Consider the following 25,951-nt stretch of genomic DNA (forward strand, 5'->3'; position numbering starts at 1 on the left):
CATTATGCCCGCCCGTACACGAAATTCCTGACAGGCCCTCCGGACCTCGCCGTCGGTGATGGCGCACTCGGCTTCTGGAAGGCGATGGACGAGGTGTTTCCCACGACCCGCCACCAGCGTTGCTGGCTGCACAAGACCGGCAACGTTCTGAACAAGGCGGCCAAATCCGTCCAACCCAGCATGAAGAAGGACCTCGCCGAGATCTGGATGTCGCCTGATCGCGCGGCGGCGGAGAAAGCCGCCGACGTCTTCGCCGCCAAGTACGGCGCCAAATATCCCAAGGCTGTCGAATGCCTGGAAAAAGGACCGGAAGCCCCTACTGGCTTTCTACGACTTCCCAGCCGAACATTGGGTGCATTTGCGCACGACCAATCCCATTGAAAGCGTCTTTGCCACCGTCCGCTATCGCACCGTTCGAACCAAGGGGGCTCTGTCGCCGACCGCCGCCAAGCTGATGGTCTTCAAGCTGGTCATGGCCGCCGCCAAAACTTGGCGCCGCCTCAAGGGCGAAAATCAATTGCCCAAGGTCATCAGCGGGATCAAATTCGTCGACGGTGTCGAGAGCGTCGAAGCCCGCGTCACAAACCGCCGTCTGATCAGCCCCATCACCCAGATTCCGCCATAGCTCTATGATCCCCTCTCATGCTTGCCGCCCGTCGCGGCGGCTTGATCACTCCGGCCAAGCCTCCCGGAGATCAAACGGCGATCTCGCTGTTACACCACGCAACGGGACACGATCCCTTGGGCTGTGGCGGCCCGGCCCATCGCTGGTCGGTATGATACTATCGCGTTATGGCTCGCTGCACCCGCGCAAGACTATTGAGACCCGTCTGGCCGAGCCGCTGGAGATCCATGGTCTGACTTGTGAGGGCGGGCGGATCGCCGAGGCTTTGGCCGATGTCGGGGTGGCCGCCGAGTTGCGTTACCACGATCTCCATCGGCTTTCGAGGAGCAACGCCAAAGAGTGGCGATTGCCCGGACTTTGATCTTTAAGCTCGGGCTGTTGTTGCTCGGCGGGATCGCTAAGCCTGCACCTCTGTGACCAAGGGTAGCCGGGCGGATGCCAGTCATGGGGTAAGTCAGGAACCATTCCCTTCCCCGCCGAAGGTATCGCGAAAAGCTGCTCCAGCGATTTTTTCTATTGATGGGGGTAAACGGGGAGGGTACTTTGATTGTTAAAGTAAAAAGAAAACTACCAATGGTTTTCTAGTCGTGTAAACGGTGTTTTCGTCGAATGTACTATGCCCATAGCCTGGAAACCGGAGGTGACAAGACCCGTTGGCAGCCGGCGGCGGATCACGCTTTCGCAACCGGACATCTGGCTGCGGGCTTCGCCCAGTCGTTTGGGGCGGAAAAGGCCGCCCGGCTGGCCGGCCTGCTTCATGATCTTGGGAAATACTGTCGCGCCTTTCAGGCCCGGCTTGAGGGCGCGCCGGAGCGGGTTGATCACGCGACGGCCGGGGCTATTACGGTGCGGGCCCTGCTGGCGGGAAGTTCCGATCGATGGGATCGGACCCTGGGGGAGATCCTCTCCTATGTCATCGCCGGCCATCACGGTGGCTTGCCCGACTGGCAGGGGCTGGCCGATCGTCTGAAGGCAGATCTATCCGGGCTTGACCCGGTCTGGCGCGACGAAATCGCTGTCGCCCCCCAGGGGCTCGCGCCGTCTTTAACGCCCCATCCCTCTAAAGAGCGCTTGCCCTTTCAACTGGCCTTTCTCGGGCGAATGATCTTTTCCTGTCTGGTCGATGCCGATTTCAAAGACACCGAGGCCTTTTATGAGAGGGAGGCAGGAACGCGGAGTGATCGGCTGTGGCCGCTTTTGCCGGCGATCATCGATCGGCTGATCGCCCGCTTCAACGACCATATGGCGACAAAGGCCCCGCTGGCGGGAGAGCCCGTCTCGGCGGTCACTCTTCTGCGTCAGGATGTCCTGGCCCAGGCGCGGGCCCGGGCGGCGATGAGCGAAGGGTTGTTTACCCTGACCGTGCCCACGGGCGGCGGTAAGACCCTGGCCTCGCTTGGCTTCGCCCTCGATCACGCCAAGCGCCATGGGTTGGAGCGGATCATCTTCGCCATTCCCTTTACCTCGATCCTTGACCAGACGGCGGCGGTCTTTCGCGATGTCTTGGGCGAGGGGGTGATCCTTGAACACCACAGCGCCATCGAGGCCGAGGAGAAGGCGCGCCGCGAGCCACCCCAGCAGCGCGATAAACTGCGTCTGGCGATGGAGGATTGGGCCGCGCCCCTCATTCTCACCACCACTGTCCAGCTTTTCGAAAGCCTGTTCGCCAATCGCCCGGCCCGCTGTCGCAAGCTGCATTCCATCGCGCGCAGCGTCATCGTTCTCGACGAGGCGCAAACCCTGCCGCTGCCCCTGCTCAAGCCCTGCGTCGCCGCTATCGATGAACTGACGCGCAACTACAAGGCCTCGGTCGTGCTGTGTACGGCCACCCAGCCGGCGCTTGATCGCCGCCGCTTCGCCGCCGGCGATGACATGGGGCTTGATTTGGCGGGCCGCGAACTCGCCCCCGATCCCGGCGCCCTGGCCGCCCGGCTGGTTCGCGTCACCCTGCGTCAAGCCGGGGTGCTGAGCGATGAGGACGTGGTAACCGACCTTGCCGATCCTCCCCAAGCCCTAGTCATCGTCAATACGCGCAAGCATGCCCTGGCGCTTTATCGGCGGGCGGTCGAGGCCGGCCTGGAGGGGGTGGTTCACCTGAGCACCCGCCACTATGGCGCCCACCGCCGCGCCATTTTGGACGATGTTCGCCAGCGCCTGGACCGGGGCTTGCCCTGCCGGCTGATCGCCACCTCCTTGGTGGAAGCCGGGGTCGATGTGGATTTCCCACGGGTCTGGCGGGCCGAGGGCGGGCTTGATCAAATCGCCCAGGCGGCGGGGCGGTGCAATCGCGAGGGCCGGCGGCCGGTTGAAGACAGCATCGTCACGGTCTTTCGGGCCGCTGACCATAAGCCGCCCGCCGCCGTCGCCCAACTGGCGGCGGCCTATGGTCGCATCGCCCAGAACCACGCCAATCCCTTCAGCCCAGCCGCCCTTGAGGACTATTTCCGCGAGGTCTATTGGAGCAAGGGCCCGGGGCTGGATGAACACAAGATCCTCAAGGCCTTCGCTTGGGATCGCTCTGGCGGCACCCTCAACTACAAACGGGTGGCCGAGGATTTTCGGATGATCGACAGCGGCATGGCGCCGGTGATCATCGGGCGCGACGCCCAGGCCCGTGCGGCCCTTGCCCTGTTGGGGCGGCCGGACGCGCGGGCCGGTCAGGTGGCGCGGCTTCTTCAGCCCTATCTGGTTCAGGTTCCGCCCCCCGCCCGCATGGCGCTAATCACCAACGGCCATGTGCGTTTCGCCGAAGAGCGGAGCTTTGGCGATCAATTCGCCGTGCTGACCGCCGACAGCCTGTATCGCGACGACACCGGCTTGCTGTGGGAAGACGCCGGGTATCTGGATCTGGAGCAGTCCATCTTCTAAAAGGATTCCTCATGTCGCATGGCATCAAGCTGCTGGTTTCGGGTGATCACGCCTGTTTCACCCGGCCGGAAATGAAGGCCGAGCGGGTTTCCTATGATGTGATGACGCCTTCGGCGGCGCGCGGCATCTTGGAAGCCATCCATTGGAAGCCGGCGATCACCTGGGTGATCGACGCCATCCACGTGCTCAAGCCCATCCGCTTCCAAACCCTGCGCCGCAACGAGGTTGGCGGCAAGGTGCCCGCCGGCAAGGTCAAATCGGCGATGACCAAAGGCACCCTGGACGGTCTGGCGCTGCTCGCCGATGAGGACCGCCAACAGCGCGCCACCACGCTGCTTGTCGATGTCGCCTATGTCATCGAGGCCCATTTCACCCTGACCGACAAGGCCGGACCCGAGGATAATCCGGGCAAACATCTGGATATCTTCACCCGCCGGGCCCGCAAGGGGCAGTGCTTCCACCAGCCATGCTTGGGCACGCGGGAGTTTCCGGCACGGTTCGAATTGATCGACGGCGATCGGCCAATCCCGGCGGCTGTCAACCGCAGCGAGGATCTGGGGTTCATGCTGTGGGATATCGATCACGCGGGCGACCGGTCGTCGATGTTTTTCCGGGCGCGGATGGACCGGGGCGTCGTGCGGGTGCCGGCTCCGTCATCGGCGGAGATCCGCCGATGAGCCTCCTTGCCGCGCTGACCCGCGCCTATGACCGCCTTGCCGAGCGCCACGAGGTTCCCGCCTTCGGTTATTCCACCCAAAATATAGGTTTCCTGATTTCCCTGACTGACGACGGCGCCCTCGCCGGGCCGCCGATTGATTTGCGCCAGGGTGCTGGGAAAAAGCGGGTAGGGCGGCCGATGGCGGTGCCGCTGCCGGTCAAACGCACCTCGGGGATCGCGCCCAATTTCCTGTGGGACAAGACCTCCTATGTCCTTGGCGTCTCCGCCGGAGCGGGCAAGCGCCTTGCCGAGGAACACGCGGCCTTCGTCACCTCTCACCAAAGCGCTTTGGTCGGCAGCGAAGATCCGGGCCTGAGGGCTTTGCTGACCTTTCTTCAGGCCTGGACCCCCGATCATTTCGACACCCTGGGCTGGCCCGAGGAGATGAAGGACCAGAATGTCATCTTCGCCCTGGAAAGCGAGCGGCTGCGCGACGTTTATCTCCACGATAGGGAGGCGGCGCGGAGCCTGTGGGCGCGGCAGTTGGCGGCGACGGATCGCCCCCGAGCGGTTTGTCTGGTCAGCGGTGAAAAAGCGCCGATCGCCCGTTTGCATCCCGCCATCAAAGGGGTATGGGGGGGCCAATCCTCGGGCGTATCGCTGATCTCTTATAACAAGGAGTCCTTTGACTCCTATGGACACGAGCAGGGCGATAACGCTCCGGTGTCGGAGGTCGTGGCCTCCGCCTATACCGCCGTGCTCAACCAGTTTCTGGCATCTGATAGTGGTCATCGCATCCAGATCGGCGACGCCTCGACGGTGTTTTGGGCCGATGCCTCTGACGCCGAAACCGCCAGCCTTGCCGAAAACTCCTTCCTGGCCATGATCGACAGCATCGATGAAGACAAGCAGGCGGGCGAGGTCGGGGCGATCTTGGAAAAGATGCGTACGGGCATGGCGCTAAGCGATGCCGCGCCACGCCTAGCCGAGGGCGTGAGGTTTTATGTTCTGGGGTTGGCGCCCAACGCGGCGCGGGTGTCGGTGCGCTTTTGGTTCGAAGACGACTTCGGTGTTCTGGCAAAAAACTACCAGCGCTATGCCGAGGAAACCCGTATCGAGCCGTCGCTGCGCGATGCTTATCCGCCGCTGTGGAAGGTCTTGCTGGAAACCGCCGTATTGGGCAAACGCGAGAACGTGCCGCCCAATCTGGCCGGGGCTTATCTGCGGGCTATTCTCACCGGCACGCGGTATCCGCAAACGCTGCTCTCGACCCTTCTGATGCGCCTGCGCAGCGATAAAACCGTCTCGCCGCTGCGCGTCGCCCTGCTCAGGGCCCTGTTGATCCGAAATCTGGCTTGCAAGGAGGCTCCCGTGGCGCTTGACCCGGAGAATACCAATAAGGGCTATCTGCTTGGCCGCTTGTTCGCGGTTTACGAAGATATCCAAAGGGCGGCTTTGGGGTATCACGTCAATGCGACGATCAAGGACAAGTTCTATGGCTCCGCCTCGGCCCAGCCACGCCGCATATTCAAAATACTTGCCAACGGGGCGGCCAATCATCTCTCCAAGATCGGTAAGGACAAGCCCGGTTTGAAGAATACCTTGGAGGGAGCAATCACCGCGATTACGGAAGTGCTTTCTCCAGGGGAAGATCCTTTTCCTGTCGCGTTCTCGACCGAGCAGCAGGCTTTGTTTGGTCTTGGTTATTACCATCAATACGCGGACATAAGCCGCAGGCGCGCCGAGGCGATTCAGAGAGCCAAAGAAAAAAAGGCCAAAGAAAAAGCCGCCGCGTCCGCCGCCGAAAACGCCTCCGCAACCGAGGAAACAGCCCAATGAGTGCCCTGACACAGCGTCATGATTTCGTCGTTCTGTTCGATGTCACCAATGGCAATCCCAATGGCGATCCCGATGCCGGCAATACGCCACGCCTTGATCCCGAGACCAACCACGGTCTGGTGTCGGATGTCTGCCTGAAGCGCAAGATCCGCAACTATGTTGAATTGGCCAAGGGCGAGGACAGCGGCTTCCATATCTATGTGCAGGAAGGCGCCATCCTGAATGATCAGCACCGCAAGGCCTATGTCGCCCTGCGCCCCGACAAGGAAAAAGCCGCCAAGGAGGCCAAGCTCAACCCGCAGAACGATGACGAGGCCAAGGCCCTGCGCGCCTTCATGTGCGCGAATTTTTTCGATGTGCGGACCTTCGGCGCGGTGATGAGCACCGGGATCAACTGTGGTCAAGTTCGCGGACCCGTGCAGTTTTCCTTTGCCCGATCGATCGAACCGATCGTGCCCCTGGAGATCTCGATCACCCGCATGGCGGCGACCAACGAAAAGGAAAAGACCGCCCAGCGGGAAGGGCAGGAGGGCGACGAGCGGACCGAAAACCGCACCATGGGCCGCAAGCACATCATCCCCTATGGCTTGTACCGGGCTCATGGTTTCATCTCGGCCAAGCTGGCCGAGCGGACGGGGTTTGACGAGGGCGATCTGGATCTGCTGCTTGAGGCGGTGGAACAGATGTTCGAACACGACCGCTCGGCGGCGCGCGGCGAGATGGCTGTGCGCAAGCTGATCGTTTTCCGCCATGCCAATGCCCTGGGTAACGCTCCGGCCCATAGCCTGTTCGATCGCGTCACCGTGGGGCGGGTGATCGATGGCGAGGTTCGCGCCGTTGACGATCCGGCCATCGATAATCGGCCGCCGGCGCGCAGTTTCGGCGATTACCGGGTGACTATCGGTCGCGAAGGGCTTCCCGAAGGCGTCGAGATCATCGAGCGCCTTTAGGCGAAGGGTGTCCGGTGGCTATGGCCGAGGGGGATCAACCCAAGGACGAGGCGGGATGGCAGGGCGAGCCCATTCCGCTTTCGGCCCTGCAGCATGCGGTTTATTGCCTGCGTCAGGCGGCGCTGATTCATCTGGAACGGCTGTGGGAGGAAAACCGCTTCACCGCCGAAGGACACGTGCTGCACATCACGGCCGACAAGATGGGCGGCCGCAAGATCCGCGGCACCCGGCGGGTCATGGCCCTGCCGCTGGCGGCAAAAAGCCTAGGGATCGCCGGCGTTGGCGATCTGGTCGAGTTCCGCGGCGAAGCCGATGGTACGGAAACGCCCTATCCCGTGGAATACAAGCGCGGAAAAGCCAAGCTTCACCCCGCCGACGAGGTGCAGCTTTGCGCCCAGGGCTTGTGCCTGGAGGAGATGACCGGGCAGGCGGTGCCCGAGGGGGCGCTGTACTACGGCGAAACCAAGCGCCGGGTCGTCGTGCCTTTCGACCCGCCTTTGCGCGATCTGACGGTGCGGACGATCGAGGAGTTGCGCGGTGTTTTCACCACGTTGAAAACACCGCCGGCGCTGTTTCGCGCCGACCGCTGCCGGGGCTGCTCGCTGATCGATCTCTGCCGACCAAAAGCCACGGCCAAACCGGCGCGGTCCTGGCGGCAGCGAACCTTGGCGTCGCTGCTGTCTGACGAAGAGGGGACCGGGGCATGAAAAAGCTGTTGAACACCGTTTACGTCACCACCGAGGGAACGGGGTTGCGCAAGGACGGTGAAAATCTGGTCGCCGAGCTTGACGGCGTGCAAAAGGGCCGGGTTCCCTTGCATATGGTGGGCTCTGTGGTGGTTTTTGGCGGCACCTATGTTTCGCCCGGGCTAATGGGGGCTTGCGCCGCCCATGGCATCACCATCGTGCTGTTGGACCGGGTTGGTCGTTTTCAGGCGCGGGTCGAGGGGCCGGTCGCCGGCAATGTGCTGCTGCGCCGCGCCCAATACAAAGCCTCCGAGGCGCCCGAGGATATCGTCAAAAGCCTGATCTTGGGCAAAGTCTCCAATCAGCGGGCGGTTCTGCTGCGGGCGCTGCGCGATCACGGTGCCGATTTTCCGGCGGCCGAAGCCTTGGCGGTGAAAGACGCCATCGATCGCATGGCCCATATCCTGCGCAAGGTCGGCGCCTCGGCCGAGGATGCCGACCACCTGCGCGGCGCCGAAGGCGAGGCGGCCAGCCTTTATTTCGGGGTTTTTGGCCAGTTGATCCGCTCTCCCGATGGCGATTTCGCCTTTCGTGGTCGCTCGCGCCGTCCGCCGCTCGATCCGACGAATGCCCTGCTGTCGTTTCTATATACCCTGTTGACCCACGATTGCCGCAGTGCTTGCGAAAGTGTCGGACTTGATCCCGCCGTGGGATTTCTGCACCGCGATCGCCCGGGCCGCCCGAGCCTCGCCCTTGATCTGATGGAAGAATTGCGGCCGGTTCTGGTTGATCGCTTGGCGTTGTCCTTGATCAATCGCCGTCAGCTTCGGGCGACGGATTTCCAGCGCCTGGACGGCGGCGCCGTTCTTTTGACCGACGAGGCGCGCAAGACGGTGCTAAGCGCTTGGCAGGAGCGCAAGAAACAGGAACGGCGCCATCCCTTTCTTGAGGAAAGCGCCCCGCTTGGCCTTGTGCCCTATCTTCAGGCCCAGATGCTTGCCCGCCACCTGCGCGGGGATCTTGACGCCTATCCGCCGTGGTTCTGGAAGTAGGATCCTCTCCCGATGATGATTCTTGTGACCTATGACGTGAACACGGTGGAGCCGGGCGGGCGGCGCCGGCTGCGACAGGTCGCCAAGGCCTGCCAGGATTATGGCCAGCGCGTTCAGAACTCGGTTTTCGAGGTCGAGGTCGATCCGGCGCGCTGGGTCGCCCTGAAAGCCCGGCTGGAAGCCATCATCGATCCCGCCCTTGATAGCCTGCGCTATTATGATCTGGGAGCGAACTGGCAGCGGCGGGTCGACCATGTCGGAGCGAAACCGGCCGTCGATCTCCATGGTCCGCTGATCCTCTGACCGTCGCCGAAACGGCCGCCGCCCAGCGCGAACCCCAAGCCTGCGCCAAGTCCCCGGCAGGATCGCGCTTGCCCTAAGATATTGGGAATCAATAACAACAAAACGGGCGATGGTTTAACCTCGCCCAAAACACCCCCCTCCCGCTACCCCTTCGCGCTTCCAACCGACTTTGGTCAATTAAACCACTATGCTATCAATGCCGGAGTCGCCCCCTTCACGGGGGCGTGGATCGAAACAGCTAAATACAATAACGATAAAAGAAATACGGATGTCGCCCCCTTCACGGGGGCGTGGATCGAAACGCGTCGATCGCGGGCGCGGGCGCCTTGGCCGGGTCGCCCCCTTCACGGGGGCGTGGATCGAAACATCCAGGGGCCAGTCGCGCGAGACCTCCCGGCGTGTCGCCCCCTTCACGGGGGCGTGGATCGAAACGGGCACGACGCCGTTGATCGCCTTGGCCACCGCCGTCGCCCCCTTCACGGGGGCGTGGATCGAAACCTCGATCTCCCGACGCAGGGCTGTTTGCTCCTCGGGTCGCCCCCTTCACGGGGGCGTGGATCGAAACCATACCGAGTTGGCGGAGGGCTTCGGGCACCACGAGTCGCCCCCTTCACGGGGGCGTGGATCGAAACTGCAAATATCCGTGGCGCTGGCCAGCGCCAAAAAGTCGCCCCCTTCACGGGGGCGTGGATCGAAACGGGAGATTGAGGGGCTGCAAAAGGTCCCCCGTCGTCGCCCCCTTCACGGGGGCGTGGATCGAAACTTACTGCATCAAAATGCAGACGCCCTTGGCCTGTCGTCGCCCCCTTCACGGGGGCGTGGATCGAAACCTTGCCCGCCCCGCCCGCCACCACCCATGGGCGTCGCCCCCTTCACGGGGGCGTGGATCGAAACGCCCGCCAGAGAGGCCTGGAGCTAACGTGGACAGTCGCCCCCTTCACGGGGGCGTGGATCGAAACTCTTGGGCCTCGGTGCTATCGACGCGGTCGACGTTGTCGCCCCCTTCACGGGGGCGTGGATCGAAACGTACCCTCGCCCTTAAGAAGGTGGGCAAGGTTCCCGTCGCCCCCTTCACGGGGGCGTGGATCGAAACAAGGCGTGCTCGATGCCGACGCCGGCGGACAGGAGTCGCCCCCTTCACGGGGGCGTGGATCGAAACCGTTCTCGGTCTACATCGACCCCGAGGCGGATACGTCGCCCCCTTCACGGGGGCGTGGATCGAAACCCACCCATCTTGGCCAAACCACGATAGCCGGCTCGTCGCCCCCTTCACGGGGGCGTGGATCGAAACATCCGGAGCCGGGTCAGCGACAATCCGTATCTGGTGTCGCCCCCTTCACGGGGGCGTGGATCGAAACGAGGATGACGGCGAGGACGAATCGCCGGAAGACGGTCGCCCCCTTCACGGGGGCGTGGATCGAAACCGGCCCCGCCCTCCTCCCCTCCCCGGCGCGGTGCTGTCGCCCCCTTCACGGGGGCGTGGATCGAAACCATCCGCTGGATGATCGTGGCCTTCATCGGCATGTCGCCCCCTTCACGGGGGCGTGGATCGAAACACAACGGCCACGGTGACCTATGACGCCCTCGCCGTCGCCCCCTTCACGGGGGCGTGGATCGAAACTCTTTTTCCGGGGCCAAGCTACGCCAAGTCACGGTCGCCCCCTTCACGGGGGCGTGGATCGAAACTGGCGCAGTTGCTCTGCCTCGACCGTCCCGGCTTGTCGCCCCCTTCACGGGGGCGTGGATCGAAACGACCGCTTTTAGCGCGCCGGTATGCGACTTGGCGTCGCCCCCTTCACGGGGGCGTGGATCGAAACTCGCATATCAAAGATCCCCAGGTACTCGACAGCGTCGCCCCCTTCACGGGGGCGTGGATCGAAACGATCAACAAAGGCGATCGTCAAGTATGTCTCAAGTCGCCCCCTTCACGGGGGCGTGGATCGAAACTCCGTCGGCCAAGACGAAATGTCGTTTCGGCGCCGTCGCCCCCTTCACGGGGGCGTGGATCGAAACCACATTAGCCGGCGGTATCCAATGGATTACCTTGTCGCCCCCTTCACGGGGGCGTGGATCGAAACAAGATCGATGTTTTCGACGAGATCCACGCCGCGTGTCGCCCCCTTCACGGGGGCGTGGATCGAAACCTGGCCCGCGCCATGGCCGGTGGTGGCGCGATGTCGCCCCCTTCACGGGGGCGTGGATCGAAACTCGTCACGGGTCATCCGCCGGCTGAAGATCACGCGTCGCCCCCTTCACGGGGGCGTGGATCGAAACAGATTTAGGCCAACCCGCCGGATCTGGTCCGCGAGTCGCCCCCTTCACGGGGGCGTGGATCGAAACTCGTCACGGGTCATCCGCCGGCTGAAGATCACGCGTCGCCCCCTTCACGGGGGCGTGGATCGAAACAGATTTAGGCCAACCCGCCGGATCTGGTCCGCGAGTCGCCCCCTTCACGGGGGCGTGGATCGAAACCGAGGGCTTGTCCTCATTGCACGCCGAAAGGCCCGTCGCCCCCTTCACGGGGGCGTGGATCGAAACGGGTGCTCGCCGTCAAGGACGCTACGCGCCGGCTGTCGCCCCCTTCACGGGGGCGTGGATCGAAACTCGACCCGCAGTATGAAATAAATAAGCGGCGCAGGTCGCCCCCTTCACGGGGGCGTGGATCGAAACAATGTGTCGCCCCGAAACTCGGGATGGGAAGGGCGTCGGATCGTGTCCCGTTGCGTGGTGTAACAGCGGTATCCCCATTTGATCTCCGGGAGGCTTGGCCGGAGTGATCTCTGGTTTACGATGTCAAATAGCGGTGGTCTGCGTCGGTGGCTGTGCCGCAGTTGCTGCTGGCAGTTCATGCGCGACAACTGGCTCTCCAACCGCGCCTTCACATCCCACGGCAACATCATCGACCACTGCTGCGAGGCATGGAATAAACTCGTCGCTCAACCATGGCGTATCATAACAATCGGAAGCGTAAATGCGCCCGTCGGTCATAATAAAAGGCTAATTTTTACTAATCGGCGATGGCCTTTTTGAGAAGTCAGGCTGCGCATTGCTTCGACAATACATTGGCTAAGCTGAGGATTCGGCGAAAGGCGGGGTTGACGTTCGTTGGCAGCCATACTGCGTGAAACAACGAGGCTATCGCGATCACGATCCGTATCTCCGCCTCGCGGCAGGCCTGCTCCGCGCTCAATCCCCGGTTCCCCTTATGATGTCGGGGTGGCTAAGGTGCCCACGGTTTGCGCAACCAGCAGGGCGATGATCACCAGGGTTCCGTAGAGCGGTGCCACTGACCAACCGCGCAGCGTGTCTATCAAGGCGTGTCGCTGGCGGATCTGCGCGTTCGGTGCCATGCAAAAATCGGTGGGGCCTGTGTCGGCGCGGATTTGATCAAAGAGGGCGCGGTACCAGCGCTCCTGTTGCAAATAGCGCGCATCGAGCAGCCAAAAAATGACCGACAGCGCCCCCGCCACATAGGCCAAAGCGGCGGAGTGTGTGCCGGCGGCCGTCGAGGCCAGCACTCCGATGGCTGCCAGCGCGAACTGCTTCATGCGGGCACTTTCCTCAGCCATGCGGGTGATGACCGCCTGAATCATGCCCAGATGCGCGAGCCGTTCGTCCCGTTCGTCAGCCATCGGGAAACTCCCTGTTCCACATGTCTTCAATACTCGCGTAGCGGATCTTGTCTCGGACGAAAATCAGGATTTCGTCGGTGGTGGCCACGATTTTCTTGATGTGCGTGAAATCTTTTGCCACCTCAACAGGGTTTTCAGATGCTTTGAATCGGTCCTCGACCGCATCCAGCTCTCCGCGCCAGAAATCCCTGTATCGCTTCAGGTCCGTTTCATGGCGAATGAAAACACCATCAAGAACCACCGTTACCCGCTTCTCGAAGGCGTCCTGGTTCTTCTTGCACTCTCTCCATATTTCATGAATCTCGAACATGCAGGAGGGTGACGTCAGATAGGCGTCGGTGATCCAAATAAATATGCGGTCGCCCTTGGCGAGTTGGCTCATGAAAGCCTTGATCTCATCACCGTAACCCAGTTCCTCGACATCGCGGCGCACGGTGATCCCGGTTTTTTGCCTCACCGCTTCGCAGAATCGGGCCACGGGGGCGCCGTTGGCTTTCTCGGAGTCCCTGGCGTAGGAAAAGAACCACTCTGTTTCCTGGCGCGGCGGTCGTTTTGGGTCGAGTTTTCCGGCCGGGTCCGCAGGGTCGTCTGGCCTGTCGGGTCGATGGGCGCGTGGGGTGGGGGCGCCGGTTACCCGCGTCGGCTTCAGGCCCAGGCGGTCTTCCTCGCGGGCGACGATCTCGATCAGGGTTTTCAGCAGGTCGCCGGCGTTGCCTCGGCGGGTGAACAAGGTCAGGACGCCATTGGGTTCGTCGCTGGTGATCAGCCCCTCGCTTTTCGTTTGGTTATCGGTGAGCCAGAGGCCGTGCCGCCAGTAATCCGCCTGGGATCCCGCTTGCTGACCGATGGCGCAGAGGACGCCGCGGATCAAGGCGCTTGGCAGGTGGGAGTAGTGGCGATCCTGTCTCTGCTCGGCACCATCCCCTTTCCAACGGCAATCGCTCAGCCGATCTGGCAACAGGTCCGGGGCGATGTAGTCGGCTTCCAAGCCCGCGTCAGCGTCACCGGGGCGGTTTTCGAAACAGATGCCGCAGGATCGCATCATCGACAGGAACAAATCTTGCTCTGCCCGGGTGTAATCTTTATCCCACAGGGTCCGCCCCAACAGGGATCTGGTGAAGCGACCGCCCAAGGATCCGATGATGGCGTAGGTGCTGCTGTTGCGCTCGAACACGCTGTAGATGGCCCGGATCGCCCATTCTTGATCCAGGATGATGTCATCGTCGAAAAATCCGGCCCGGTGGAATAGGGTGCCGGCGTTGTGCAGCGTTTCAAGGAATAGGGCGGGATCGGCGACGCCACCCGCCTTGGTGCAGAGGTCGCGGAAGGCCGCCAGCGTCAGGGTGCGCGGGGCACCGGCGGTGATCAGATCCTCCAGGGCGCGCTTCACCCTGGCCCGGACCACGCCGATCAGCGGCTGTTCGATCACCGCATAGCAGTCGGCGACGGTATCCATCAAGCTCGCTTGGCGGCGGCCGGTTTTGGCGCTGTAATCAAGCTCAAACCACGTCTCGAACGCCTCGGCTTTCTCCCGCGCCGCTGGGGAAAGGGGGCGGCGGTCGTGTGCCGTGTCCGCCTGGGTCTGCACCACCATCAGCGGTCTTTGATGCCCGCCGAAGGCGGCCACCTGGGCCAGCCAATAGGGCAGGGTGTGATTGCGGAAGGTTTGGCCGTTCCAGGTGTGGGTGTCGTTGTCCTCCTGTTCCGGCGTCCAGGCGATCAGATAGATGCCCCGGCTGCGCATGAACAGGGTGTGGGTGCCGTGGTAGATGTCCTGGCCGCCGAAGTCCCAAAGCTGGATGCGGAAGGTGTCTCCGTCTGGGGCTATCCGTTTGAAGGATCGCACGGCGATGGCATGGGTTGAATCGGCATTCTCCTCGAACGGCGCGCCAAGCAACTGGCGACACACCTGGGTCTTGCCCACGCGGCCGTTGCCCAGCACCAGCATCTTCGCATCACGCATCCGTTCAGCGCCCTGTTCGAGGTCCCGCAGATGGGCGCGAATGTGGGGGAGGCAGTTGTCTGCCCCGCCCTGCGACAGAGCCTCGGCCGGGATGTCTGCCAAAGCTCCCTCGCTGCAGATGACCCAGCGCAGAGCCGGACTGTCAAAAAGCCCATCGGGGACGGAGGTGATCCGACAGCCGGAGCAGTCGATGCTCTGGAGGTTTTCGAGGCCAGCCAGGGGGGCGAGGTCGGTGACCGTAGTGTAGCTGAGAGTGAGGTTTTGGAGGTTTTCGAGGCCAGCCAGGGGGGCGAGGTCTATGACTTCTGTTCCGCCGAGATCGATGTTTTGGAGGTTTTCGAGGCCAGCCAGGGGGGCGAGGTCTATGACTTCTGTTCCGCCGAGATCGATGTTTTGGAGGTTTTCGAGGCCAGCCAGGGGCGCGAGGTCGGTGACCGTAGTGTAGCTGAGAGTGAGGTTTTGGAGGTTTTCGAGGCCAGCCAGGGGGGCGAGGTCGGTGACCGGGGTTCGGCTGAGATTAAGGCTTTGGAGGCTTTTGAGGCTTTTGAGGCCAACTAGGGGTGCGATGTCGGTGACTCGGGTTCGTCTGAGATCAAGGCTTTGGAGGCTTTTGAGGCCAACCAGGGGTGCGATGTTGGTGACTCGGGTTCCGCTGAGATCAAGGCTTTGGAGGCTTTTGAGACCAGCTAGGGGCGTGAGGTCGATGACCCGCGTTCCGAGGAGAATGAGGTGCTGGAGGTTTTCGAGGCCAGCCAGGGGCGCGAGGTCGGTGACCGTAGTGTAGCTAAGAGTGAGGTTTTGGAGGTTTTCGAGGCCAGCCAGGGGGGCGAGGTCGGTGATCTGCGTTGCGCTGAGATTGATGCTCTGGAGGTTCTTGAGGCCAGCCAGGGGCGTGAGGTCGGTGACCTGCGTTTCGCTGAGAATGAGGCTCTGGAGGCTTTTGATGCCAGTTAGGGGCGTGAGGTCGGTGACCGCAGTGTAGCTGAGAAACAATCCCTGGAGGTTTTCGAGGCCAGTCAGGGGCGTGAGGTCGGTGACAAGCCGGGCGCTTATAAAACTTCCGCGCGCCCTATCCCAGCATGTGAGACGGAGAGCGGTCAGCTCCGCAAGTTCCCTGATGCTATCGGGAATCCGCTCCAGGCCGTCAATGGCCAGATCAAGCGCTCCGTCGGGCCGCCACGCCGCGATCCGTATCTCCGCCTCGCGGAAGGCCTGCTCCGCGTCTGATTGGTGGGGTTCGATACCTGTCTTCAAGGGCGGCTCGCGCTTGATAAAAAAAGGCGTCAAAAGATCCCCTTCTTGGGTATGCCCCGCAAAGGGTGTCAGGAAAACTTGATGATAAACCCTATCGGGAGTTTGTCTACCTGGGGTCGCATTGATTTGTCGCGCGTTCCTGCCGCCACGGTGATCGATCCAAGATTGAAGCCTTCACAAAAGAGGGTTGAACCGGCGATGAGGACCGTCTGATCACGGGCCGCCCGGGGGGCGCGCTTGGTGCACACAAGCGGCCTTGCGGGGCAGGCCCAAGGATTATAGAGCAAACCCCGACCACCCCGCCGACCACGGTGCCGCACCCGGAGCGGCTTCGAGACGCGCCGTCAGAATCGTGCGGTCAGATGGAGACCGACTTCCCGCGGAGCGCCCAACTGAGCCCCAACAGAGCGGTTGGCGTATACTTGGTAGAGCGTATCGGTCAGGTTATTGCCGTAGACACCGACCGTCACGCCGAAATCGGTTTCGTAATTCAGCGAGGCATCCAGCACCGTGTAGGAGCCTTGGCGAAGCGTGTTGTCTGTGTCGAAGTAATGTTCGCCGACATGGCGAACGGTTGCGCTGGGCTGCCACTGGCCCCGGTTGCCGAGATAACTGGTCCAGGACGCCCGAAAGCTGTAAGCGGGGGCATAGGGGACCGTGTTGCCCTTATAGGGACCGTCGGTGAAAGAGCTGCGGTTCGCCATGCCCCCCAGCGAAATCTCGTGATCCTCGAACACGACGAAGGCGGTGTTGACCTCAATCCCCAGGCTGCGGGCATCGCCCATATTGCCCAGGGTTTCCAGTCCGGCCGGACCCGAATACCCCTGAACGTTCTGGCTTTCGATGTCGTAAAGCGTAACCTCGGCCCGCCGCGTGCCAGTGGTGGATCGATACTTCCATCCCCCCTCGACACTGAGGGCGGTCTCGGAATCATAGGCCGCCGTATCCAGGGAACTGGTCCCGGCCTTGTTGAAGCCGCCCGGCTTATATCCGCGTCCCACGCCGGCCCACAACCGGTGTTCGTCGGTGAGAAGATAGGCAAGGGCGGCATGGGGGGTGACGGCCCAGAACGTGGCGTCGTTTTTATGATCGACGTTTGATCCGGGCGCGCCGGGGATGGTCATGAGGGACTCCGCCTTCTCCCAGGCGACACGGGCGCCCGCACTCAGTTCCCAATGGGGCAAGAACCGATAGGTTCCGTCGGTGAACACCGCATGCGTGACCATGGTGTTGTCCGACATGGGGCCGCCCATGTCGCCGACGCCGCTACCATAATCCAGGTCCTCATATTTATAGTGTTGCTTTTGGCCGTTGTAGCCGAACAGAAGGGATGTGCTCTCGCTTTCGTAGGCCGCTCGCAATTCGCCGTATAGGCTGTCTTGGAATTCCTTGGTGTCGATGCCATAGGTACCGAAGGTGCGGTCCAGATCCATGCGCTGATAGGAGACAAGGCCGGTGATCGACCATTTGTCCGTGAGGTCGTAGGTGGCGTCCAGGCTGACGTCGTCGATGCGGCGGTTCAGCTTCGGCGTCTCGACGACGGGGTTGACACGCTTTCGCGACAGAGTGTCGAGCGGCACGTAATACTCTTCTTCAGAGCGGTAGCGCTGGGTCCCAAGCTTCAGGCGCGCCTGCAAGGGCACTTCCGACGGCAGGTAGTGTAACGATACCCGGCCGCCGGTGTCGCGGCTTTCGTCGACGTTTTTGAGCCCGCGTAACGGGTCGTCCAAGGATCCGCCCGCCACGGCGTCGTTGGCCATGCCCTGGATGGCCCATCCCCGCCATTGGCCGCTGCTGGCGCCGGCGGAAGCCCGGTGGCCGCCGCCGAAGACCTGGAGGTCGGTCCAGGCCTCCGGCTCCTCTCCGGGAAGGGCGGTTTCCACGTTGATGACCCCGCCCAGGGCTCCCCGTCCGTAGACGGCCCCTTGCGGCCCTTTCACCAGTTCGACACGCTCGGCGTTTCGCAGGCTTTGGGCGTAGGTATGGGGCAATTGGGGAACGCCGTCCACATTGAGCCCGACGGCCGGTCCGTAGAAGTCGGCCGACGAAAGGCCGCGCAGGGTGAAATTGTTGTAAACACGCGAGCTGCGCCCCATGGACTGCAACTCCGGGAACACCGCGTCCAGACGATCGGTTTGGGTGATCCCGTCCCGTTCCAGGTCATCCCCCGTTGCGACACTGACGGCGCCGGCAACGTCGAATTCGGTTTGGCGGCGTTTGTTTGCGGTTACGGTCAATAGATCAAGCGTGATGACGCCCGCCGAGGGCTCGGCATTGTCTGCCGTCGCCTCCTCAGCCATCGTCGGCGGGGCCATGGTCAGCAGCATAAGCGCCCCACCGGCGCACAAAGGTCCTCGCATCACCGTCTCCTGTTCCCAACATCCGAATTCCAAAAGGCCGCATGGGGTCGGCGCTTCGCGTGGACAGCGCGCTCACAGACATGCTATCGCGTCTCAATCGCATGTCTGGAGGTCGGGTGTCTAACGATGGCCCGGCAGAATTTGTGGATTCGGGACAAAAAATGAGGGATCTGGCCGCGCCGCACCTTGGTATCGACACCCCGCGCCCGATCCTCGTTGGGCGGGACGATCGGCGGGCGCCTAGCCCCGCTGTCGCTAGGGGTGTCCCGCCGCTTCCCGGCGGAGCGGACCCGCTGGCAGGGCGCGAAGACATCACAATCCGGGTTTGGACCGGCCCGTCGGAGACGGAGTGGCAGCTGAAGGGCGAAATCCCGCCCCTGGTCTGCATTGGCGTGCTGTTGGACGGGAAGCTGGAAATCCTGCCCCAGAACGGCCCGCCCCTGACTCTGCGCGCGGGCACCACGGTGCTGCACGCGGTCGCCCGCCCCGTGGCCGGACAGGACACCCTACCCCGCACGGGCGCTTTCCGGCTGGTTGACGTGCGGTACGGCGCCGATGCTTTTCTGCCGATCCTCCATGCGCTGGCGATCGCCGCACCGCCGCCGATCAGGGGGGGCGGGGCGGCGGCCGCCTGGGATGGTGCGATTGTGCGGCAGGGCCCGACCTCGACGGCGGCCCGGCGGGTCGCTACCGAAATTCTGGCGAGCGACGGGTTCGACGATCCGATCCGCACGGTGTATCTGCGGGCGAAGGCCCTGGAGCTGCTTGCGGTCGTCTTACGGGACATGGCGTCCGGGGTGGCGGAAAGCCTGCCGCTTCGTGATCGGAAACGGGTTGTTTTGGCCTTGCATCTGCTTGAGGAGTGCTACGGGGAGACGTGGACCACCGCCCGGCTGGCCTGCCGCGTCGGCCTGAGCGAGAAAAAGCTTCAGGCCGGATTCCGCCAAGTCGTCGGCGCCTCCGTTCATACGCACCTGCGGGCGATGCGGATGGCGGCCGCCATGGCCATGCTGGGTCGAGGCATGAGCGTGACGGAAACGGCCTATGCCATCGGGTTTTCCAGCCTTAGCCACTTCAGCAAGGCCTTCAAGGACCACAGCGGGATGTCCCCGCAGATCTGGGCAAAACAGCACGCCGACGCGTGACGCCGGCGGAACCGGGGATGGCCTGGGAGCGGGAGAGATCTGTTCGATCGCCGCCAGGAGTCTGTGAGCGACCCGGCCCGGCGTGACCCCGGCCCTCTCTGACCACAGCCCTGAAAGAAGAAGGAAATTCAAACCAGAAGCGGTGGTTTGCATTCACCGTATTGACGGCGGTATTTTTGCGACCGCCTATTATTCGCGCGTAAAATCCCAGGTCGATTATAGGCGGTTGTGTTCCCAAGGGGTGTTTCAATGAGACGAACCACGCTGGCCCACCGGTCCCGGACGACGTCGGGATACGCTTCATCCGTGCTGGGCTTGGTCCTTGCTGTCGGCGGCGTCTACGTCTCCCAGACCATGGTTTCCATGATCGCCATGCAATCCCTGCCAACCCTGCTTCGAGAGGCGGGGGTGCCGCTGGAACTGCTCGGGATGAGCGCGGTGTTCATGGTGCCTTGGGTGTTGAAGGTCTTGTGGGCTCCGGCCATCGAGCGGCTGCGGCTTCCCGCTGGTGATCCGCGCCGCCGCTCCAAGGCGATCATCCTCTGCGGGCAGGGTTTGTTGGCGGCCGTCTTTGCTGGACTGGCGTTTCTTCACTGGGGGGCATCGCTGGAAGGCTTTTTGAGCGTCGATGTCTTCTTGGCCTTGATGGCAACCGCTGTGCTGGCCGCCAGTGTGGATGTGGCCAGCGACGGCATGGTTGTGGATCATTTGGACGCGAAAACGCGCCCCTTGGGAAACGCCGCCCAGGTCGGTGGGGCGTATATCGGCCTCCTATTGGGGACCAGCCTGTTTCTTGTCATCTGCGCCCGGTGGGGGCTGAGCGCGGCGTTGTTGTGCACGAGTGCTCTGCTCGTTTTGCTGAGCGGTCCACTGGTGGCCTTTCGGGAACAGCGGCGGAGTCTGGCGGAAGCGGATCATCGTCCCAGCCTGGGGTTCGCATTGCGGCGGCAGGAGGTCTGGGTTGGCATCATGGCCATCACCTGCCTGGAGGCCGGGGTGAGAACCGCGACGGTGATGGTCGGTCCCTTGCTGATCGACCGCGGCGCCAGTCTGGAACTGATCGGTTGGATGTTCGGTGGCTTCACCGTCGTCGCCGGCTTGGCCGGAACCGTCGCCGGTGCCTTGTTCGTGCGATGGCTGGGCGCCTGGAAGGCGGTCTTTCTGGCCTATGGCATGCAGGCGCTGGTCTTGAGTGCTCTTGCCCTGGCGGCAGAGGCGGATTTCCGGCTTCTCACCGTGCTGGTGGGGCTGAAGTTCATGTTGATGGCCTGCGGGCTGCTGACCTCGTACAGCGCCCTGATGGGCCTGTCCTCGCCGAAACAGGCGGGGGTCGATTTCACGGTTTTCCAATGCGCGAATGCCCTGATCTCTTTGGTGGGCGGGGTGTTGGGGGGCTGGCTGGCCGGGATCTGGGGGTACGGCGCCTGTTTCGCGGTGGCGGCGGCCTTCGCCGGGATGTCGACGCTTGGCGTCGCCGCGCGCGTGCACGCCCTGGGCTACTGGCACGGATGGCGGGCGGAGCCCTCGGCGCGGTCCCCGGATCTGGACCTGAGGAGAGAAGAGATATGACGACCATGCCGGCACGCCCCCTCAACGAGGTCCGCCCCCGCTGCGCCGCACATTCAGCGTTGCAATAACGCAAACGATAATTAATATCATTTCCGGCATTGCGAATTGTTCAGGCTCCGGTCGTTGGATCGGGGGGAATTTTCTTTTGATGGGTGGAAACGGCCGCGCTTGTCTGGACGCGGGGGGCCTTGCCGCATGTATCCACAGAGACTGTCGTCAAGGCGACGACGCTTAGAGCGTAGGAACGACCGATGAGTATTACCATCATAACGCCCCCCAAGACCGCGGGCATCGTGGTAAAGCCGGAAAGTCGGATGGACGTGTCTTGTATCGACCCGCAGATGACGTTGATGGCGGGAACCTATTGCTCCGACACTGAGGACTGGTACGAGGAGCCGCTGGAACGGGGGGTGCGGCTCATTCTGGTGCAAAGTGGCCGGTTGCGGTGTCGGGTACCGGGGCAGCCCGAGCATCTGATCGAAGGGCCGATGCTTTGTACCATCGCCAACGCCGGCGATTTCACCTCCGCCCAGGTCTATGACACGGCTCGGCCCTTGCGCTACACCATGCTGCAGCTGTTCGACGACGATCTGGAGGGGCGTCTGGGCTGGTTGCCGGACTCGCTTCGACCACGACGGGGGGAGGATCCCCTGATGATCAGTTGTCCGGCGACCAAGGCGATACAGGCTCTGGCCTCCCAGATCGCCACATGTCAGATGGACGGCCCCATCCGGGATTTCTATCTGGGCGGAAAGGCCTTGGAACTGGCGGCGCTCAGCGTCCAGACCCTGTCGGGCGCCCCGGCGACGGGGAGCGACGAGAGCATTACCAGCGCCGAGGTGGAGCGCATCCATGCCGCCCGGGCCATCCTCGTGGAGGCTCTGCGGGAGCCGCCGACCCTGGATCAACTGGCGCTGCGGGTGGGCATGAATCGGCGCAAGTTGACCCTTGGATTCCGCAAGGTGTTTGGGACCAGCGTGTTCTGCTATCTCCAGGAATACCGCCTGCGCGAGGCCCATCGCATGCTCTGCGACGAGGAAGCCAACGTTTCAACCGTCGCTCACTTGGTGGGGTATAGTCCCGCCCATTTCGCCACCGCGTTCCGCAAGCGCTACGGCCTATCGCCCCGGGATATACGCTGACCTCGGTCCGCGCCGCCGGTCGCGGGGCCGCCCGCGCACAGCGCGGCGCGCGGATTATCGCTGTCGTCCTCTTTGATTGCCTCCGAGCGAAAGAAATGCTCCGGCGAGCGAAAGCAGCGCCAGGGTGTTGATGTTGCTGGTGATTGTCATTTCCATCTAGCCTTGGCGAACGCTTGATTTCCAGATCAGGGAGTTCGCATGGATCAGCATCGTGAGGCCCGTTCCGCAATGCGGTCCTGGCTGGCGGGGCAAGGCGCCATCCTGCTTGGCAAACCGTTGGACGAGGTCCAGGCCTTGTCCGATGACGACGATCTTCCGGGATATGACCGTGATCCGCTCGGCTTGACGTATGCGCGGGACCGCCTGCGGACTCACGGCGTGGCCTTCGCCGATCCGTCTCGGCGCGGCGGTCTGGCTCCGGCCGCCCTAGAGCGCGGCCAGGAGGCGATGCCATGACGCCGGTGCTGTGGGAGTTGCTCAAACCCTATCGGTGGCGCATGGCGTTGGCCATGGGGTTGCGCGCCGTGGCGGGTCTGGCGTCCCTGCTGCCCTGGGTGTTGGTGTCCTGGTGGGCCGACACCCTGGTGACGGGCGGCGCCGGGGCCGAGGGGGCGCCGATGGGGGCGATTCCGGGACTGGTCGCGGCGACGATGGTTGTTTGGCTGGTCAGTCAGGCCCTGGCGGTCCATCTGGCGCATGGGGTGGACGCCGATCTGTGCGGCGATCTGCGCCGGCGGTTGCTAACCCACCTGGAGCGCGCCCCGCTGGACTGGTTTTCCCGGCAGGGCCAGGACGGTGTCGCCCGTTTGGCTGATCAGGACGTGCGGGCGTTGCATCAACTCGTCGCCCACGCGCCCACCGATCTCAGCTCCCTTGTGGTCGTTCCCTTCGCTGCGCTGCTCTGTCTGGCTTGGCTGCAGCCGGCCTTGCTGGTTTTTTGTTTGGTGCCCTTGGCGGCGGCGGCGGCCGGGTTCGCCCTGTTGCGCTCGCCAGCCTATCGGGACGAGGGGACCCGGCGCGACGCCGCGCTCGAACGGCTGTCCGTGGATTATGGCGAATTCGCCCAAAATCTGCCCCTGGCCCGACAATACCCCGGAGCGGGAGTCCAGCGCGGCGTCGAGCTGTCCGCCAAGGGATTCGAGAGCGCCTTTTCCGCCTGGGTGAAACGGGTCGGACATGTGGCGGCCCTGATCGAACTCGTGCTCGGAGGGCCCTGGCTGATGGCCTGGGTTCTGCTTGGGGCGATGGCGTTGGCGGTGCTTGGCATGCCGCTGGCCGTCGGGCCGCTCTGCGCCTTTCTTCTCCTGACCCGGGCGATGGCGGCGCCGATACAGGCGATGGGCCATGGCGCCGATGCCCTGATGGGCGCGCGGGCCGCGGCCGAGCGGTTGCAGGCCGTCTGCGACCTGCCGCCCCTGTCCGAGGGGCGGGCAGGTCAGATCCCGCGCGACGGGTCGGTCGTCGTGCGCGGCCTGCGCTTCTCCTATCCAGACCGGGAGGTTCTCAAGGGCGTGGATCTGGATTTGGCCGAGGGGGGGCTCAACGCCCTGGTGGGTCCGTCCGGTTCGGGAAAAAGCACGATGCTGCATGTTCTCGCCCGCCATATGGACCCCCAGGCCGGAACCATCCTCGTTGGTGGCGTGCCCTTGAGGGACCTCCCCGACGCGGTCCGTCACCGCCATATCGTCATGCTGACGCAACAGGCCGTGGCGCTCGACCTCTCCTTGAGGGAGAACATCGCGCTCCTCTGTCCCGAGGCCAAGTTCGAAGACATCCGCCAAGCCGCGCGGGACGCCCGCTTGGACGACGCCATCATGGCGCTGCCCCGGGGATACGACAGCCTGTCGGGTCGCGACGTCAAACTGTCGGGCGGTGAAGTGCAACGCCTCGCCCTGGCCCGCGCCCTGCTGTCGTCGGCCCGTCTTTTCCTGCTGGACGAGCCCACCTCGGCGACCGACCCGCAAACGGCCCAGGCCCTTCACCGAGCCGTGCGCGAGCGGCTGGCCGGGCGCACCCGTCTGATCGTCTGCCACCGCCTGTCGGAGGTGAGCGACGCCGACCGAATTGTGGTGTGCCACGAGGGGCGGTTCGTGGCCCAGGGCACCCACGCCCACCTGCTGTCGTCGGGGGGGCTCTACGCGGACCTCTGGCGGGACCAGCGCCGCGCCGAGGGAGAGGCGGCATGAAGACGCTCTTGGACCGCTTCCGGTCATTGCCGGTCGACTGTCGTTATGAAATCCGCCAAGCCGCCCTGTGGGCCGGCGGGGCGGCGGTGTTGGACGCGGCTTGCGGTTTGCTGCTGGTCCCGCTGCTGGAAACCTGGGTCACCGAAGGCGAGGTGCCCTGGCGGTGGCTGTCTTTCCTGGTCGCCGCCACGGTGCTGCACGCCCTGATCTTGTATTTGGCCGCGCGACGCGGGTATCTCGCCGGGGGACGCTTGGCGTTCGGCTTGGTGCGTCGCTTGGTCAGCCATCTGCCCCGTCTGGCGCCGCCCGCCCTGCGCAAGGTCGCGGCGCCTGAGGGGCTTTTGCGGGGGCCGGTGCTCCAGAGCATGGGCATGCCGGCGCATCTGTTGGGCCCCTTGGTGAGCGCCGTGGTGACGCCGACCTGTGTTGTTCTTGGTCTGTTCTTCCTGGATGGGCGCATCGCCGCCGCGTTGCTGTTGGCCGGTCTGCTGCTGGCGATCTTGATGCGCTGGAGTGGACGACGCACCCTGGAAGACGAGGCCGCCCGGGCGGGCGCGGAGCGAGCCTTCGCCAGGCAGATCCAAACCTTCGCGCAACATCAGGCCCTGCTGCGCGCATCGGGCCGGGCTGGGCCGGCGCGGCGGGATCTCGAGCGCGCGCTTGAGGACCTTCAGGCGAGCACGCGACGTTTGCTGGCCCGAGGTTTGCCGGTGGGGCTGGCTTTTTCCCTCGCGGTGCAGGCGCTTTGCCTTCTCGGTCTTTTGGGCGGCGCTTGGATGGTAACCCATCAGTCGCTCGACGGCGCCCGTCTGCTGGCCCTGTTGGTTTTATTGGCGCGCTTCATCGAGCCCTTGACCCAACTCACCCCTCTCGATCAGGCGCTGCGCGGCTCCGCGCGGGCGCTCGACACGGTGCTTCGGGTGCTGTCCCTGCCGCCCCTGGAAAGCCCGGAGCGGGGAGAACAGCCGCGGGATTGCGGCTTGCGCGCCGAGGCATTGGGATGGGACGCCGACGACGGTCGGGCCCTGCTCACCGACATCTCCTTGACCCTGGACCCCGGGACCCTCTCCGTGATCGTCGGACCGACCGGCGCGGGCAAGAGCAGCTTGCTGGCCCTGCTCGGCCGTCTCCACGACCCCGATCGGGGTGCGGTATTCCTGGGCGGGGTGGACGCGCGAAAGCTTGATGAAAAGACCCTGGCGGCGCGGCGCAACCTCGTCTTCCAGGAAAGTGGCCTGTTTCATGGCACGGTCGCCTGGAATCTGCGCATGGCCCGGACCGATGCCAGTCCGGCCGACCTGCGGAGCGCGGCGGAGTTGGCATCCCTGCTAGATGACATTGAACGCTGGCCCGATGGCTGGGAGACGGAGGTCGGTCCGGGAGGGGCGCTGCTCTCGGGAGGGCAAAGACAACGCCTGTGCCTCGCCCGCGCCTTTCTCTCCCCGGCCCCTTTGCTGCTGCTCGATGAACCGACCGCCAGTCTGGATGCCTTCTCGGAAAGGCGGGTGATCCACAGCCTTGCGGCGTCGCGCGGCTCCCGGACGGTCCTGGTCGTGACCCATAACCCGGCGGTTGCCCGGATGGCCGATCAGGTGTTGGTCCTCGACAAGGGGCGCCTGCGCCTGCGTGGTCGTCATGACGCGTTGAGCCGACGGGACGATTGGTATGCCCGGTTCGCCGGCGGCGCGGTGACCTGCGAGGTGTAAAAAACGTCTCAAC

At 63.7% G+C, this 25,951-nt stretch carries 17 protein-coding genes, 2 pseudogenes and 1 CRISPR repeat array; of the genes and pseudogenes, 16 read left to right on the forward strand and 3 right to left on the reverse strand.

From position 1 onward, the window contains the following. Positions 1 to 39: 39 nt before the first annotated feature. The 10 genes and pseudogenes from RRU_RS04335 to RRU_RS19970 all read left to right on the forward strand — a co-directional run. A pseudogene (locus RRU_RS04335) lies at positions 40 to 625 on the forward strand (transposase); the annotation flags it as partial. Positions 626 to 776: 151 nt separating this feature from the next. After that, on the forward strand, positions 777 to 986 hold the full coding sequence (locus RRU_RS04340) for a hypothetical protein (protein ID WP_014626041.1): 210 nt from the start codon (positions 777 to 779) through the stop codon (positions 984 to 986). Positions 987 to 1,234: 248 nt separating this feature from the next. Next, entirely contained in the window at positions 1,235 to 3,493 is a 2,259-nt protein-coding gene (locus tag RRU_RS04345) for a CRISPR-associated helicase/endonuclease Cas3 (RefSeq protein ID WP_011388583.1), read from the forward strand. Between the two features lie 11 nt (positions 3,494 to 3,504). Beyond that, positions 3,505 to 4,170: a type I-C CRISPR-associated protein Cas5c gene (cas5c, locus tag RRU_RS04350; protein WP_011388584.1), complete on the forward strand. Its 666-nt coding sequence runs from the start codon at positions 3,505 to 3,507 to the stop codon at positions 4,168 to 4,170. Further along, positions 4,167 to 5,990 (forward strand): type I-C CRISPR-associated protein Cas8c/Csd1, encoded by a 1,824-nt coding sequence (gene cas8c, locus RRU_RS04355; protein ID WP_011388585.1) that lies wholly within the window; start codon positions 4,167 to 4,169, stop codon positions 5,988 to 5,990. The genes cas5c and cas8c overlap by 4 nt, the downstream gene beginning before the upstream one ends. Continuing rightward, complete coding sequence (gene cas7c / locus RRU_RS04360) at positions 5,987 to 6,940, forward strand: type I-C CRISPR-associated protein Cas7/Csd2 (protein ID WP_011388586.1); 954 nt, start codon at positions 5,987 to 5,989, stop codon at positions 6,938 to 6,940. Before cas8c ends, cas7c begins: the two co-directional genes overlap by 4 nt. Before the next feature lie 20 nt (positions 6,941 to 6,960). Further along, a complete protein-coding gene (gene cas4, locus RRU_RS04365; RefSeq protein ID WP_011388587.1) occupies positions 6,961 to 7,647 on the forward strand; it encodes a CRISPR-associated protein Cas4 in 687 nt (228 codons plus the stop codon). Beyond that, positions 7,644 to 8,678, forward strand: coding sequence for a type I-C CRISPR-associated endonuclease Cas1c (gene cas1c, locus RRU_RS04370; RefSeq protein WP_011388588.1), 1,035 nt, complete (start codon positions 7,644 to 7,646; stop codon positions 8,676 to 8,678). Before cas4 ends, cas1c begins: the two co-directional genes overlap by 4 nt. Positions 8,679 to 8,690: 12 nt before the next feature. Then, positions 8,691 to 8,981 (forward strand): CRISPR-associated endonuclease Cas2, encoded by a 291-nt coding sequence (gene cas2 / locus RRU_RS04375; protein ID WP_014626042.1) that lies wholly within the window; start codon positions 8,691 to 8,693, stop codon positions 8,979 to 8,981. A 204-nt stretch (positions 8,982 to 9,185) separates the two neighbouring features. Then, positions 9,186 to 11,651: a CRISPR direct-repeat array (repeat unit 32 nt; unit sequence GTCGCCCCCTTCACGGGGGCGTGGATCGAAAC). A 168-nt stretch (positions 11,652 to 11,819) separates the two neighbouring features. After that, positions 11,820 to 12,011, forward strand: a pseudogene (locus RRU_RS19970) (hypothetical protein); the annotation flags it as partial. A gap of 173 nt (positions 12,012 to 12,184) precedes the next feature. Here RRU_RS19970 and RRU_RS04380 read toward each other — a convergent pair. The 3 genes from RRU_RS04380 to RRU_RS04390 all read right to left on the reverse strand — a co-directional run bounded on the left by RRU_RS04380 (position 12,185) and on the right by RRU_RS04390 (position 18,157). After that, positions 12,185 to 12,613 (reverse strand): hypothetical protein, encoded by a 429-nt coding sequence (locus tag RRU_RS04380; RefSeq protein ID WP_011388591.1) that lies wholly within the window; start codon positions 12,611 to 12,613, stop codon positions 12,185 to 12,187. Continuing rightward, a complete protein-coding gene (locus RRU_RS04385; RefSeq protein WP_011388592.1) occupies positions 12,606 to 15,863 on the reverse strand; it encodes a leucine-rich repeat domain-containing protein in 3,258 nt (1,085 codons plus the stop codon). Before RRU_RS04385 ends, RRU_RS04380 begins: the two co-directional genes overlap by 8 nt. A gap of 311 nt (positions 15,864 to 16,174) precedes the next feature. Next, on the reverse strand, positions 16,175 to 18,157 hold the full coding sequence (locus RRU_RS04390) for a TonB-dependent receptor (protein ID WP_014626043.1): 1,983 nt from the start codon (positions 18,155 to 18,157) through the stop codon (positions 16,175 to 16,177). A gap of 194 nt (positions 18,158 to 18,351) precedes the next feature. Here RRU_RS04390 and RRU_RS04395 point away from each other — a divergent pair, with 194 nt between their 5' ends. The 6 genes from RRU_RS04395 (at position 18,352) to RRU_RS04420 (ending at position 25,938) form a co-directional block, all read left to right on the forward strand. After that, positions 18,352 to 19,335, forward strand: a complete 984-nt coding sequence (locus RRU_RS04395) for a helix-turn-helix transcriptional regulator (protein WP_011388594.1) — start codon at positions 18,352 to 18,354, stop codon at positions 19,333 to 19,335. 249 nt (positions 19,336 to 19,584) lie between these two features. Then, the gene (locus RRU_RS04400) at positions 19,585 to 20,904 is read left to right on the forward strand and encodes an MFS transporter (protein ID WP_011388595.1); all 1,320 of its coding nucleotides are present in this window, start codon (positions 19,585 to 19,587) and stop codon (positions 20,902 to 20,904) included. A 314-nt stretch (positions 20,905 to 21,218) separates the two neighbouring features. After that, positions 21,219 to 22,046 carry a helix-turn-helix transcriptional regulator gene (locus RRU_RS04405; protein ID WP_269147140.1) on the forward strand — a complete coding sequence of 276 codons (828 nt, stop codon included), beginning with the start codon at positions 21,219 to 21,221 and terminating at the stop codon, positions 22,044 to 22,046. 198 nt (positions 22,047 to 22,244) lie between these two features. After that, on the forward strand, positions 22,245 to 22,502 hold the full coding sequence (locus RRU_RS04410) for a hypothetical protein (protein ID WP_011388597.1): 258 nt from the start codon (positions 22,245 to 22,247) through the stop codon (positions 22,500 to 22,502). Next, entirely contained in the window at positions 22,499 to 24,232 is a 1,734-nt protein-coding gene (locus RRU_RS04415) for an ABC transporter ATP-binding protein (RefSeq protein ID WP_011388598.1), read from the forward strand. Before RRU_RS04410 ends, RRU_RS04415 begins: the two co-directional genes overlap by 4 nt. Beyond that, entirely contained in the window at positions 24,229 to 25,938 is a 1,710-nt protein-coding gene (locus RRU_RS04420; RefSeq protein WP_011388599.1) for an ABC transporter ATP-binding protein, read from the forward strand. Before RRU_RS04415 ends, RRU_RS04420 begins: the two co-directional genes overlap by 4 nt. Positions 25,939 to 25,951 lie beyond the last annotated feature (13 nt).

This window comes from Rhodospirillum rubrum ATCC 11170 (genome assembly GCF_000013085.1).
In the GTDB taxonomy this organism is placed as follows: Bacteria; Pseudomonadota; Alphaproteobacteria; order Rhodospirillales; family Rhodospirillaceae; genus Rhodospirillum; species Rhodospirillum rubrum.